This window comes from Lentimicrobium saccharophilum (assembly GCF_001192835.1).
Taxonomy (GTDB): domain Bacteria; phylum Bacteroidota; class Bacteroidia; order Bacteroidales; family Lentimicrobiaceae; genus Lentimicrobium; species Lentimicrobium saccharophilum.
Genome location: NZ_DF968183.1, coordinates 236,262 through 248,832, shown reverse-complemented (window position 1 = coordinate 248,832; position 12,571 = coordinate 236,262). Strand labels below are relative to the sequence as shown.

Below are 12,571 nucleotides of genomic sequence, written 5' to 3'. Positions count from 1 at the left end.
TCATGAAGCCGGAAATCAACCGCCAGATACTTGTTGAAGATCTGATCAGAGATTATCCGTTTGCAGGCAGATTCCTGTCAGATCGGGGCCTGCAATGCATTATCTGCGGAGAGCCGGTGTGGGGAACGCTTGAAGAACTGGCCCTTGACAAAAATTACACTGAACAACAAATCAGTGAGTTGATTTCAGCACTGAACCAGGCTGCAGCAGTTTCCTGATCCCTTTTCAGGGAGATAGGCGTTCCCTGATCCAATTGACATTTGCCTTACTGTATCTGAGCCTGTCGTGAAGCCGGTTGGCCCTCCCCTGCCAGAACTCAACAGACACGGGGTCCAATGCGTAACCGCCCCAGTATTCAGGTCGTCTCATTTCTTCCTGATTTGCTTTCATCCTGTTGAAAAGTCTGGCAAATTCCCTGTCAAGCTCTTCCCTGCCTGCAATTACGGTGCTTTGCCGCGATACCAGCGCCCCGATCCTGCTCTCATAAGGTCTTGACAAAAAATATTCATCTGAGTCCTTAGCCGGCAGCTGTGTCACATTCCCCTCGAACCGCACCTGGCGTTCCAATTCGCCCCAGAAAAACAACAGGGAAGCGCGCGGATTTTCACTCAGATGCCTGCCTTTATTGCTTGTATAATTCGTATAAAAAAGCAATCTGCCATTATCAAGCCCTTTCAGCAGCACTACCCGCGACGACGGATAACCTTCATGTGAAATGGTTGAAAGCACCATTGCAGTAGGTTCGCACACGCCCGATTTAACAGCATCATCGAGCCATTTACCAAATAAGGCCAAAGGATCCTCTCCCGCTTCATGTTCAGAAAGACGGTCCTTTATATAATCCTTGCGGATTGCGGAAATTTTCATTGCAGAATTTTAAGAAAACAACAAACTAGATATACAACTGTTCAATTCAGCGAAAGCCAGCCAAAATCTATACCTTTGTATCAAACTACTAACCGATGAAAGTTAAATTATCTTACCTTCTGACTCTCGGTGCATTGCTGTTAACCCTTTTCGCATCCGGTCAGGACTTTTCATCAAAAAAGCAATACCGGGCAGCGATCAGGGCAGAGCGTGCTGAAAAAGACATGGAATTCGCAACTGCCGATAAATCTCCGATAGCACACGCCGACAGGGTTAAATTCAGGGGACTGAATTACTTTAAACCGGATCTTTCATACAAGATCATGGCAAAGCTTGAAATATTCAGCAATCCTGATACCATAAAAATGGTAACAACAACCGACCGGAGGCCGCTTTACCTGGTCTTCGGGGAAGTGCAGTTTACATTGAAAAACAATGAGTATCGCCTTACCATATACAGAAACATTGATTTAATGACAAAGCCCGGATATGAAAGTTATCTGTTTCTGCCTTTCACCGACCTGACCTCAGGCGCTGCTTCATATGGCGGCGGGCGTTACATTGATCTTGAATTTAATAACGATGGACTGGTTGAAATAGACTTCAACAGGGCATATAACCCTTATTGCGTTTATAACAAGAAGTACAGTTGCCCGGTCCCTCCGGAAGGAAATTTTCTGAATACTGCAATAAAAGCCGGGGAAAAAAACTATGTGCATTAATTAACACCATTGGCTGCAAACGGAAAGCATTTTAATAATTAACACTATCAAATAATCTGGTCAGACCTTGTATTATGATCTTCCGGAAAATTGCCTTTTGTCTTTGCCTGTTTCTACTGCCAGCAATTACCCGGGCACAGCTTTTTTATGATTTTCAAAGCGGGTGGTATCTGGGAGCCAATGCAGGCATTGCATCATATTTCGGAGATTTAAGCTTTTACGACCTCGATCCGGTCAATAAGATCAGGCATGAAAGCCGGTTTGTTGCCGGATTAACAGCCGGCAAAAGCCTGAACCAATGGATAGATCTCGAAATGAATTTTGATCACGGAGGTATGAAAGGGTCAAATCAAAACAATGATTTGTCTTTTACCGGAAATTTCACCGAACTTACCTTAAATGGGATCATAAGCCTTTCCAGAATTATTTCAAACCAGTCATATCAGCGATTTCAGGTCTGTCTTTCATTAGGCGCAGGATCCATTTTTTATCGATCTACCAAATCCAGGATATCCGATAACACTTATGTTTATTCCGTTGGCAGAAATTCTTCGGGGGATAAAAAAGGTAGCCCGGGAATAACTGCAGTATTTCCGGCGGGAATTCTGCTGAGCTTTGACCTGAACAAATCACTGGTCATCAGGAGCAGATTTGCTTTCAGAATGCCTGATGATGACTTGTTGGATGCCCATGCCGGATCTACCGGAATAAACGACAGATACTCGTTTGCTATAATTGGATTTATTTACAGACTCCCGCCTGTCAGACCTGATAAATCCGGTCCTTTACCTTGCCCTGAATTCGCCGGATTAATCCGCAGTAAATAAACAGGTTAATATATTAAATTATTCAGTATTCCCGATTTGGGAAAGATTCTGAACCAGCGCGTCAATTCTTTCAAGAAGTGCCGCTCTGCGCGCCATCTCATTCTCAAGTTTCTTTTGTAACTGGCCGGCCAGATTGATCAGGCTGTCCCTTTCTTCGGACAGGGTCCTGATCATTTCCGTCATTTCACCCGCATCTTCCGGAATTGATGCAATTATTTCATCTTTGCGCCTTCCGGGAATGCTTTCTGGTATATACCGGGCAGATTGTTCGAGGCGTCTTTTGTCTTCCTCCAGTTGATTGCACTTTTCCTGCAATCCCTGCAATCTTTCCATATTGAGCTGCATTCCTTTCTCCAGTTCATCCCTGAATTCTTTCTCCCGCCTCTTCATTCGATCAAGCTCAACCTGTAAAGCCTCGGCTTCCAGCCTTTTTTCTTCAAATATCGCCTCATAATGCTCCGCTTTCTCCTTGTTCCTCTTATTCAGGGCATTGCGGCCAATCAGTACAAAGATCAGCAGGACCATGAATGCCGCCAGCACACCAACCGCCATCTTAAGATACAGCATCATATTAAGGTCATTATCAGTTCTGGCTTTCAGCTTATCATACTCCATAATCAGATTGTTATAACGCTGATTCATTTCTTGCTGAGCGTCCAAAACCAGAGAGTCGCGCTGATGTGCCGACCGGATGGAATCAAACAGCGCGTTGTCTATTTCGACAATCTTCTCAAGATGATCATTCATCCGCTTCATATTCACCCAGGTATTGACCGTAATGGTATCTTTCAAGGAGCGGTACTTTGTGTAATAGTGTAAGCGTTCAGCCTCAAGCAGTGTATCGGCATTAACTGCACCAGCATTCTGCATGGTTAAAGGGAGAACCAACATTAGAAGTGGTAAAAAATAATTCATCGGTATTTGAATTTATTGGTTCTTTTTATAAGTTCTCGTCTACCAGAACTAACTGATTAACAATTTATTCATCAGGTAAGAGGGAGTAAAAAAACGAATTATCGCCAAAAAGCAGTAAGTTTGCACTACTAAAGTACGCTATTTAAAGATGAAATCCTTCATTTTCAGGTTGATTTTTTTCGTGTTATCTGCCCGGATTCTTTTTCCCGGTCCCCTGGCGGCACAGCAGGCATATATGATTTCAATTCAAATCGAAGGATTAGCCGACAGCCTTCTCATACTTGCCGGATATAACGGTGACAAGCAGTTTGTAGTTGATACAGCATTTTTAGACAAGAAAAGCTATCTTTTTTCCGGAAAAGAAAAGTTGCCCGAAGGGATGTATATTATCGCCGGGTCCAGCAAGAACCGGCTGTTCGATTTCATTGTTTCCGGCAATCAGGATTTTACCATTACCGGCAACAAACAGAGTCTTCCCAATAGCCTGAATGCCAGAAACAGCAAGGACAATCAATTGCTCTTTGACTATATCCGGTTTCTTTCTGATAAGCAAAAACAACAGGCTGCTTTGCGTGAACTGCAAAGAAGATTTGCGCCGGACAGCGATTCTGCCGCGGTCACCGGCAACCAGTTGGATCTGTTAAATCATGAAGTAAAGCGTTATATCGAGGGAATTATCAACAGTTATCCCGGAACATTCATTTCAATGTTTCTCAGGGCAATGCAGGAACCGGAAGTTCCACCTGCTCCGCTGTTACCAAATGGAAGACCCGATTCAACTTTTCCTTACAGGTATTATAAGTCCCATTTCTGGGACAATATCGATCTCTCCGATGCAAGAATTATCCGTACACCATTCATTCACAATAAAGTAGAGCAATTCCTCGGCAAGATGACCGTACCGGCCCCCGACTCTTTGATTGTGGCTATTGATGAACTATTCCGCCGCATCAAAACAAGCGAGGAGGCTTTCAAATACCTGGTCTGGTACCTGACGGTAAAATATGAGAGTTCTGAAATCATGGGCTATGATGCTGTCTTTGTTCACCTCGTTGACACCTATTATCAGGATCGTAGGATGGGTTGGATGAATCCCACTGTTAAAGAAAATCTTATAAAGCGTGCAAAAGCCCTCAAACCGGTGCTTATCGGCAAAACAGCCCCTGAGATGATATTGCTGGACACCTTGAAGAACCCTGTTTCGCTTCATCATATTTTGGCAGATTATACGATTATCTACTTCTGGGATCCTGATTGCAGCCATTGCAAGAAGGAAAGTCCGCTGATGCGGGATTTTTATCTGAAGAACCGCAAAATGCTCAATCTGGAAGTATATGCCGTATGTATGGATACTTCGTGGACGGATATGAAGCAGTACATTCGTAAGAATCAATTACCATGGATAAATGTAAATGGTTTTTACAGTGTAACACCTGATTTCAGGGATCGTTATGATGTGCATTCATCTCCTGTTTTCTTTGTTCTCGACCGCGAGAAGAGAATTATTGCCAAACGGATACTCACCCCCCAGATAGAAGCTTTTCTGAATCAACATTCCGGCAGAAAAAAGAATCTGTCCGGTCAATAATATTATTATTACTACGGATCAAACTGCATATTTTTTCCCTATTTTTATCATGAGGTAAAGCAAAGGCTTTACCTGTTTTATATTTAGCGGTTAGATCCTTCAGTCCTTTAAAATTAAGTTACTTAAAATCAACAGATATGCTCACAATTCAGAAAAAGCTCACCAATTCTTTCTATGCACTGCTGAGTCTTCCGGCTACAGCTATGGGATTTGCTCTTTCGGTACAGATTGCAGCACTGAGCTGGATACTCAGCACCCAGTATCACCTCGACATTCATGACGTAGGACTGGTATGGGCTGCTGGTCCGCTGGCCGGTATTATCGGACAGGTAATTATCGGGGTGATCAGCGATAAGGTTTGGTTCTGGAACGGACGCAGGAGACCATTTATTATTATTGGGGGCATTCTTGCGTCCATGATGCTGCTGGCGCTGCCAAACATCGGCGTTATACAGGCCTCGCTCGGAACCGGAGGCATTCTGGGTATAGCCATTGTAGTTGCACTGACCCTTGACCTGGCCATTAACGTAAGTTTTAACCCAACCCGTTCCATTATTGCCGATGTGACTCCCGAGGGCAAGGCCCGCACCAAAGGCTATACCTGGATGCAGACCGTTTCCGGTTCATTCGGTGTAATGGCCTATTTCATAGGCGCCATGCTTGATAACTATATCCTGATTTATTCGGGAGCCGTCCTTGTGCTGCTTTTCTCAGTTATCCCTCCCTTTTTTATCAAGGAACCGCGCGAACTGGGGCAGCAGGATGGTGAAAATGCAGTTTCGACAGAAAAACAACCTGCCGGAGATCCCTCGGAAGGATCATTACTCAATATGCTTCGCATCATCGAGCCGCTCTGGGGATTCCTGCTTTATGCCGTTTACGCCATGGTCATAAGGCTTTCAGGCATTCCTCCCATCCCTTATCATATTTTTGAAATCTTCGCTTTGCTTCTCACCGTGATCCTTATCGGGAAAACGCTTATCAAAAAGGAAGCCGGCAATCACGAGGAAAACGGAAAAACCGGATTCCAGAAAGTGCTGGCAGCTCATTCATTTACCTGGATAGGGGTGCAAACGATGTTTATATACATGTATGCTTATGTAAAAGACACCATTCCGGCACTCGACAATGACGCCCTGGGAAATGTGGTCAACTGGAGCTTTTTTACCATCAATCTGATTGCTGCCATTATACCTGTACTTATTTTGCTGCCCCTGGCAGCGCGTTTTGGCCGGGTTAAGGTCCATGCCACCGGCATCGCGCTGATGGCGGCAGGATACCTGGGTATATTCCTGCTCGGCCATACCCCTGCCATGATTTATGTAATGATGGCCGTCATCGGAATAGGCTGGGCAGCTACCATCAGTCTCCCGTTTGCCATCATGTCGCAAAAGGTGCCGCAAACAAGAATGGGCTTGTATATGGGCTTATTCAACTTATCGGTTGTATTGCCTCAGCTGGTTGCCAGTCTGGGCGTTGGTGAACTGATCAGCAATGCAGCCGACAAAAGCATCACATTTCTGATCTGTTCAGTTACCGTTACTTTTTCATCCCTTGCATGGTTCCTTGTTAAAGAACCCGCCGACCACGCCACAGCAGGCACTCCGGTCGGTGGCAGCCACTGACGGCTGAACGAATTCCGGTAAAACAAAAAACCACCCCGAAAGGTGGTTTTTATTTCTGATCATACAAAGCAATTAATTCTTAATTGCTTCAACGATCGCCTTGAAAGTGGTAGGATGATTCATAGCCAGGTCGGCCAGCACCTTACGGTCAAGGTTGATATTCTTCTGCTTGAGTTTGCCCATAAATACGGAATATGACATATCATACTCCCTTACACCGGCATTGATGCGGGTAATCCACAAGCTGCGGAAATTGCGTTTTTTCTGGCGTCTGTCACGGTATGCATACACCATGCCTTTTTCGTATGCATTTTTTGCAACCGTCCAAACATTCTTCCTGCGACCAAACTGTCCTTTAACGGCCTTCAGGATCTTTTTTCTGCGTGCCCTTGAGGCAACTGCGTTTACTGATCTTGGCATTTTGTTTTTGTTTTCGCTTTCGCGCTCCCTCCTTTACGGGGAATCTTAGATGCAGAAAGCAAGGGTTAATAATTAATTAACACGGGTTACTGAAGCATTGTCTTTACATTCTTCACATCTGCAGAATCAACAATAGCGCTGTAAGTAAGATTACGTTTACGCTTGGTCGATTTCTTGGTAAGGATGTGGCTCTTGTAAGCATGCTTCCTTTTCAGTTTACCGGTGCCGGTTACATCGAACCTTTTCTTGGCACTGGATTTCGACTTCATTTTTGGCATTATACAAATTGTTAATTGGGTTTATATTCAGTTTTATTACAAAACTTTCTACTTTTTGGGTGCAATGATCATAATCATGCGCTTTCCTTCGAGCAGGGGTAATTTTTCAACCTTACCGTAATCCTCAAGCAATGAGGCAAACTGCAGCAGTTTAATTTCTCCCTGATCCTTATAAACAATGCTCCGTCCTTTAAAGAAAACTTCCACTTTCACTTTTGCACCTTCCTCAAGAAATTTGATGGCATGTTTCAGTTTAAAATTAAAATCATGCTCATCGGTATTAGGCCCCAGACGAATCTCCTTTACAACAATTTTTGCCGATTTTGCTTTGATTTCCTTCTGCTTCTTCTTGAGTTCGTAAAGAAACTTTTTATAGTCGGTAACTTTACAAACCGGCGGATTGGCTGTCGGTGAAATCTCAACAAGATCAAGTTCAAGTCTCTGTGCAATGGCCAGCGCATCTTTGATGCTGTATATACCTGACTCCACATTATCACCCACTACTCTTACTACAGGGGCTTTGATCTTTTCGTTGATCTGGTGCAGCTCCTCTTTCTTTTTAGGAAACGGACGCGGACCTCTCGGGTTTCTGAACGGCGTTGCTATAAAAAATCCTCCTTTGGTTAGTTATTAATTAGGATCAGCATCAGCCGACGGCTTCACTGATCTCCTTATTTATCAATTCAATGAATGCTTCAGTTGTGAAAGTTCCGAGATCGCCGCTTCCATGTCTGCGCACCGAAACAGTCCCTTCAGCCTCTTCCTTCTCTCCGACAATCAACATGAAAGGAATCTTATTCAATTCAGCATCCCTGATCTTCCGGCCAGCCTTCTCGCTCCTTTCGTCAATTTGGCCGCGAATTTCGGAATTATTCAGGAGATTTAAAAGTTTTTTTGAATAATCCAGGTATTTTTCGCTGATTGGCAGTATAATAAACTGGTCCGGAGTAAGCCATAGCGGGAAATTACCTCCTGAATGTTCAATCAGAACGGCAACAAACCGCTCCATTGAGCCAAAAGGCGCACGGTGAATCATTACCGGACGATGCTTCTGATTGTCACTTCCGATATATTCAAGATCAAAACGTTCAGGAAGATTATAGTCAACCTGTATGGTACCTAACTGCCATTTCCGTCCCAGGGCATCTTTCACCATAAAATCAAGCTTGGGACCGTAAAATGCAGCCTCTCCGTATTCAATTACAGCATCAATGCCAGCCTCATTTACTGAATCAATGATTGCCTGCTCAGCTTTATCCCAGTTCTCATCGCTGCCGATGTACTTTTCCTTATTGTCCTTGTCACGCAGGCTTATCTGGGCGGTATATTCCTTAAAACTCAGGGTTTTAAATATGTGCAGTACAATATCAATTACAGCAATAAATTCGCTTTTGAGCTGATCGGGTGTGCAAAAGATATGCGCGTCGTCCTGTGTAAACCCACGGACCCTTGTCAGCCCGTGCAATTCACCGCTCTGTTCGTAACGGTATACTGTTCCGAATTCTGCAAAACGGATAGGCAAATCTTTGTATGACCTTGGTTTTGAGGCATAAATCTCACAGTGATGCGGGCAATTCATCGGCTTCAGCATAAACTGTTCGCCTTCAATCGGTGTTGAAATCGGCTGGAAACTGTCTTTGCCGTATTTCTGAAAATGCCCGGAAGTCTTGTAAAGTTCAACATTCCCGATATGAGGCGTGATAACCGGCTGGTATCCGGCCTTCTGCTGAACATTGCGCAGAAAACGCTCCAGCCTGTCGCGAAGTTGTGCCCCTTTGGGTAACCAAAGAGGTAATCCCTGCCCAACTTTCTGAGAAAAGGTGAATAACTCCAGTTCTTTCCCCAGTTTACGGTGATCACGTTTTTTCGCTTCCTCCAGCAACTCAAGAAATTCGGTCAACTCCTTTTGCTTGGGGAAAGTAATACCGTAAATGCGGGTCAGCTGTTTACGCTTTTCATCTCCGCGCCAATAAGCACCGGCAATATTGAGCAACTTGACAGCCTTTATAAATCCGGTATCAGGTAAATGCGGCCCACGACACAGGTCAGTAAAAGTGCCTGACTCATAGAATGTTATCTGACCGTCTTCCAGATCACTGATCAGCTCAAGCTTGTATTCGTCATTTTTTTCGGTAAAATATCGGATGGCAAAGTCCTTTGATACCTCTTTTCGGGTATATACCTGCTTTTCCCTGGCCAGTTCAAGCATTTTTGCCTCTATCTTTTCAAGATCCGCGGCAGAGATTTCATGATCCCCGAAATCCATATCGTAATAGAAACCATTCTCAATATCCGGACCAATGCCGAATTTTACACCGGGATACAACTGCTCGATGGCTTCAGCCATCAGGTGGGCAGATGAATGCCACATGGTTGCTTTGCCTTCGGGATTATCCCAGGTAAACAACTTAAGCCGGGCGTCAGATTTCAATGGCCTGGTAGCGTCCCATACCTCGCCATTTACGCTGGCCGACAGCACATTACGCGCCAAACCTTCACTTATACTCTTTGCTATCTCGAGTGAAGTCACCCCTTCGGGGAACTGCCTTACTGAATTATCAGGCAATGTAATATTGATCATGTGCAGTAAACTCCTTTTGAAAATTGGGTGCAAAGATACGAAAAATAACCAAATGCCCGCTATTATTCAGAGAATATACAAGCGTGGTAAAAGCATAACCAAACACCTGTAATTATTTAATGAAATTTCGTTTTATTTGAATCAATTATTTGTCGCAAGCAGGAAAATGTATCCCGATAGTTTTCCGCTGCTGTCGGATAACCCGGAAATTTCCAGCTTTCGCTCTATCCAGCCATCGCCTTTAACTGAGAATTTCACGGAATCTGACCACTTCAGGTTCTTTTTCGCATAACTGACCCCTTGTTCGGCAATCCTTTTGAATGAAGCAACATCAAAAATCTTTCTGGCGTTCTGACCGATCAATCCATCGGATGATTTTCCGATAAAATCGCTCAAACTAGCAGAAACATAAGTCAGATTCAGTTTCAGATCAGTAAAAAAGATTTCAATTCCGGCTGTTTTAGTGAATGAATCCAGGCCATCGGTCAGATGCTCTTTCCTGAAAGTATCAGTAATTTCATCGGCGATTAAAAACGCACCGGAAAATTTCCCCATTTTATCAAACCGGCTGTCGATAAACCAACGGCAACGGATTAAGGTACCATCACTTCTGATATTCGAAGATTCAACGGTTCTGGCTTCACTGGATTTCACCTTCCTTCTGAGGGTTGCAATGATAGATTTCCGACGGGCGGGCTCCCAAAGGTTCAGAAACAAATTCTCGACCATTGCCCTGTTTCGGTCGTAACCGAAAATATGAATTGCACCGGCGCTCCATTCAATGATTTCCATGCTGTCATCCAGTTCAATCAATGCGAAAAGAGGCAGCCCCAGTATAAAATTCTTGACATTTTCAAGCCGCTCCAGCTTACGCAATGCAATCTGCTTTTCAGTAACATCACGTCCGACTCCCCGGTATCCTTTCAGTTTTCCATTGTTATCGAAATTAGGGTTCGCACTGATATCCAGATATACCTGACGACCATACCGGTCGCGCAATACCTGCAGCAAACCAGAAAAAGGCAATCCGGCCTTCTTCAAATTTTCAAACCAGGCTTTTTCATTTTCAACAGTTTCCTCATCAGAAAAATCGAATGGGGACCTTCCGATTAAATCTTTTACCGGAATACCTAAAACACTCTCCGCCACAGCATTGATATAAGTGAATCTGTTATCGGTATCGATTTCCCATATCCAGTCGGGTGATTTTTCAACCAGTTGCCGGTATTGTTCCCTGCTCTCGGCCAGGGCTTGCTGCGCAATTTTACGGTCATTGATGTTCCGGGTTATCCCCATGATGGAAGTGATTTCTCCATTCCTGTTGTACAGGAAGTTGATGCTCACCTCTCCCCAGGCTATCCTGCCGTCTTTGTGCTTATGCAGCATTTCATAAACAACGGGTTTGCCGGTATCGGGTTTCTCCCCTTTCACAACAGGAAGAATCTCCGTAAGCATAATCTTTTGCGTAAGCTCATATGATTCCCGGGGCAATCGTTCCGGGAGCGGCATCTTCAGGTACTCTTCCATGGTATACCCGAGATTCTTCTCCACAGAAGGACTCATATAAACAGTCCTCAACTGCAGATCCATAATCCAGATTACATCGGAGGATGTATGCTCAAGCAGTTCAAGCAGTTCAAGTTTAGCCCGGATTTCCGGATTTTCCTCAGGAATTTCCCCTGCATTCAGATTTCCATTCGAATGATCAATTTCCATAAAATCAATCTGAGAAGGACAGAAAATTTTTTCCGGATTTTCAGCAACCTGGATTTCTTTCGGTTGCAAAAAATATCAAACACCGGATGTTGCATCCCGGCGTCATCTCATTTACCCGGGTTCATGACTGCAAATATAAAAAATCGCGCGAATCCGGCAGAGCCAGTAATACGTCTTTGATAAACGCATCACTCATCATTGAAGGGCAACCTGAGTACGGTTGAGGAAGCAACCTGCTTTTTGAGCTTTTCCATATCCTTTTTCAGGGCGGCAACCGTAGCTGTCAGGTCTTCCTTTGGCAGGTTGGGTTCAGGCATGGCGCTGCTGATATAATGAACGAACTTCCAGACTTCCCTTACATCCTTAATCTCCACGTCGTAAGGTTCATAAAGCGGGTTAAGGGAGTGGAGCGACAGGCGGGATTCAGTTCTGATCAGATTATAAACAACCTTGAACATGATTCCGTCATTCAGGGTAAGAATGATGTACGGCTGACCATCGCGGATCAGATTCCAGTTCTGCACAAATTCCCCTGTAACCCATGAACCGTCGGGAATCGGAAGCATTGAATCACCGTTTATCTGAAAGGTTCTGTATTTTTTTTCCTTTGAGAGAAAAGGCATGTGAAAGGTCGGCAATACCTTAATATATTCAGGATCGGCAAAACCTGTCCGGTATCCTGCCGAAGCCTTCTGGTTTACCAGTTCCACATTCTCGTTATTGCCGCTGTCTACCGTAGTGGCCAGCACCCGGATCTTGCTTCCTGTAATAAATACGTCGTATCCCTTTTCCAGTTGCGAAAGTTCGCTTTCCCTCAGTCCGGAAAGGTCAATTTTAAGCAGGGTATCCACCGATACACCATAATAGTTGGAGAGCTGCAGCAGGGCTTCAATCCCGGGCTGGGCCACCTCGTTTTCATAACCACTCAGCGTGGACCGCTTCATGTCAAGGGCAAAAGCAACATCATCCTGCGTACGGCCCCGACGCTTGCGCAATAGTTTGATGTTTGATGCAAAAATATTCATGGCTCCG

The 12,571-nt window shown here is 44.5% G+C and carries 13 protein-coding genes; 5 read left to right on the top strand and 8 right to left on the bottom strand.

What is annotated here, in order from left to right:
• Positions 1 to 2: 2 nt before the first annotated feature.
• On the top strand, positions 3 to 218 hold the full coding sequence (locus TBC1_RS12910) for a hypothetical protein (protein ID WP_062043635.1): 216 nt from the start codon (positions 3 to 5) through the stop codon (positions 216 to 218).
• A gap of 7 nt (positions 219 to 225) precedes the next feature.
• Here TBC1_RS12910 and pdxH read toward each other — a convergent pair whose 3' ends face one another.
• On the bottom strand, positions 226 to 867 hold the full coding sequence (gene pdxH / locus TBC1_RS12905) for a pyridoxamine 5'-phosphate oxidase (protein WP_062043632.1): 642 nt from the start codon (positions 865 to 867) through the stop codon (positions 226 to 228).
• A gap of 95 nt (positions 868 to 962) precedes the next feature.
• Between pdxH and TBC1_RS12900 the strand changes: the two genes are divergently transcribed.
• Positions 963 to 1,589 carry a DUF1684 domain-containing protein gene (locus tag TBC1_RS12900; protein WP_062043629.1) on the top strand — a complete coding sequence of 209 codons (627 nt, stop codon included), beginning with the start codon at positions 963 to 965 and terminating at the stop codon, positions 1,587 to 1,589.
• 74 nt (positions 1,590 to 1,663) lie between these two features.
• Positions 1,664 to 2,416 carry a porin family protein gene (locus TBC1_RS12895; RefSeq protein WP_062043626.1) on the top strand — a complete coding sequence of 251 codons (753 nt, stop codon included), beginning with the start codon at positions 1,664 to 1,666 and terminating at the stop codon, positions 2,414 to 2,416.
• Positions 2,417 to 2,434: 18 nt separating this feature from the next.
• Here TBC1_RS12895 and TBC1_RS12890 read toward each other — a convergent pair whose 3' ends face one another.
• Positions 2,435 to 3,286 (bottom strand): hypothetical protein, encoded by an 852-nt coding sequence (locus tag TBC1_RS12890; RefSeq protein ID WP_172668900.1) that lies wholly within the window; start codon positions 3,284 to 3,286, stop codon positions 2,435 to 2,437.
• Between the two features lie 280 nt (positions 3,287 to 3,566).
• Here TBC1_RS12890 and TBC1_RS12885 point away from each other — a divergent pair, with 280 nt between their 5' ends.
• On the top strand, positions 3,567 to 4,919 hold the full coding sequence (locus tag TBC1_RS12885; RefSeq protein WP_172668899.1) for a thioredoxin-like domain-containing protein: 1,353 nt from the start codon (positions 3,567 to 3,569) through the stop codon (positions 4,917 to 4,919).
• A gap of 137 nt (positions 4,920 to 5,056) precedes the next feature.
• Positions 5,057 to 6,544 carry an MFS transporter gene (locus TBC1_RS12880; RefSeq protein ID WP_062043617.1) on the top strand — a complete coding sequence of 496 codons (1,488 nt, stop codon included), beginning with the start codon at positions 5,057 to 5,059 and terminating at the stop codon, positions 6,542 to 6,544.
• Between the two features lie 72 nt (positions 6,545 to 6,616).
• On the opposite strand, the gene rplT is transcribed toward TBC1_RS12880, so the two are convergent.
• From rplT to TBC1_RS12850, 6 genes are all read right to left on the bottom strand, one after another.
• On the bottom strand, positions 6,617 to 6,964 hold the full coding sequence (gene rplT, locus TBC1_RS12875) for a 50S ribosomal protein L20 (RefSeq protein WP_062043614.1): 348 nt from the start codon (positions 6,962 to 6,964) through the stop codon (positions 6,617 to 6,619).
• An 86-nt stretch (positions 6,965 to 7,050) separates the two neighbouring features.
• A complete protein-coding gene (gene rpmI, locus TBC1_RS12870) occupies positions 7,051 to 7,242 on the bottom strand; it encodes a 50S ribosomal protein L35 (protein ID WP_062043611.1) in 192 nt (63 codons plus the stop codon).
• A 48-nt stretch (positions 7,243 to 7,290) separates the two neighbouring features.
• Positions 7,291 to 7,848, bottom strand: coding sequence for a translation initiation factor IF-3 (gene infC / locus TBC1_RS12865; RefSeq protein ID WP_062043607.1), 558 nt, complete (start codon positions 7,846 to 7,848; stop codon positions 7,291 to 7,293).
• 40 nt (positions 7,849 to 7,888) lie between these two features.
• Positions 7,889 to 9,823, bottom strand: coding sequence for a threonine--tRNA ligase (gene thrS, locus TBC1_RS12860; RefSeq protein ID WP_062043604.1), 1,935 nt, complete (start codon positions 9,821 to 9,823; stop codon positions 7,889 to 7,891).
• A 141-nt stretch (positions 9,824 to 9,964) separates the two neighbouring features.
• Entirely contained in the window at positions 9,965 to 11,539 is a 1,575-nt protein-coding gene (locus TBC1_RS12855; RefSeq protein WP_137305710.1) for a PAS domain-containing protein, read from the bottom strand.
• A gap of 188 nt (positions 11,540 to 11,727) precedes the next feature.
• Positions 11,728 to 12,564 (bottom strand): XRE family transcriptional regulator, encoded by an 837-nt coding sequence (locus tag TBC1_RS12850; protein ID WP_062043598.1) that lies wholly within the window; start codon positions 12,562 to 12,564, stop codon positions 11,728 to 11,730.
• Positions 12,565 to 12,571 lie beyond the last annotated feature (7 nt).

Bases quoted from the DNA above. Each gene is read 5' to 3' on its own strand.
- TBC1_RS12850 (WP_062043598.1), bottom strand. From the start codon at position 12,564: ATGAATATTTTTGCATCAAACATCAAACTATTGCGCAAGCGTCGGGGC.
- TBC1_RS12895 (WP_062043626.1), top strand. From the start codon at position 1,664: ATGATCTTCCGGAAAATTGCCTTTTGTCTTTGCCTGTTTCTACTGCCA.
- rpmI (WP_062043611.1), bottom strand. From the start codon at position 7,242: ATGCCAAAAATGAAGTCGAAATCCAGTGCCAAGAAAAGGTTCGATGTA.
- rplT (WP_062043614.1), bottom strand. From the start codon at position 6,964: ATGCCAAGATCAGTAAACGCAGTTGCCTCAAGGGCACGCAGAAAAAAG.
- TBC1_RS12890 (WP_172668900.1), bottom strand. From the start codon at position 3,286: ATGCAGAATGCTGGTGCAGTTAATGCCGATACACTGCTTGAGGCTGAA.
- TBC1_RS12880 (WP_062043617.1), top strand. From the start codon at position 5,057: ATGCTCACAATTCAGAAAAAGCTCACCAATTCTTTCTATGCACTGCTG.
- TBC1_RS12910 (WP_062043635.1), top strand. From the start codon at position 3: ATGAAGCCGGAAATCAACCGCCAGATACTTGTTGAAGATCTGATCAGA.
- TBC1_RS12900 (WP_062043629.1), top strand. From the start codon at position 963: ATGAAAGTTAAATTATCTTACCTTCTGACTCTCGGTGCATTGCTGTTA.
- TBC1_RS12885 (WP_172668899.1), top strand. From the start codon at position 3,567: ATGATTTCAATTCAAATCGAAGGATTAGCCGACAGCCTTCTCATACTT.
- TBC1_RS12855 (WP_137305710.1), bottom strand. From the start codon at position 11,539: ATGGAAATTGATCATTCGAATGGAAATCTGAATGCAGGGGAAATTCCT.
- thrS (WP_062043604.1), bottom strand. From the start codon at position 9,823: ATGATCAATATTACATTGCCTGATAATTCAGTAAGGCAGTTCCCCGAA.
- pdxH (WP_062043632.1), bottom strand. From the start codon at position 867: ATGAAAATTTCCGCAATCCGCAAGGATTATATAAAGGACCGTCTTTCT.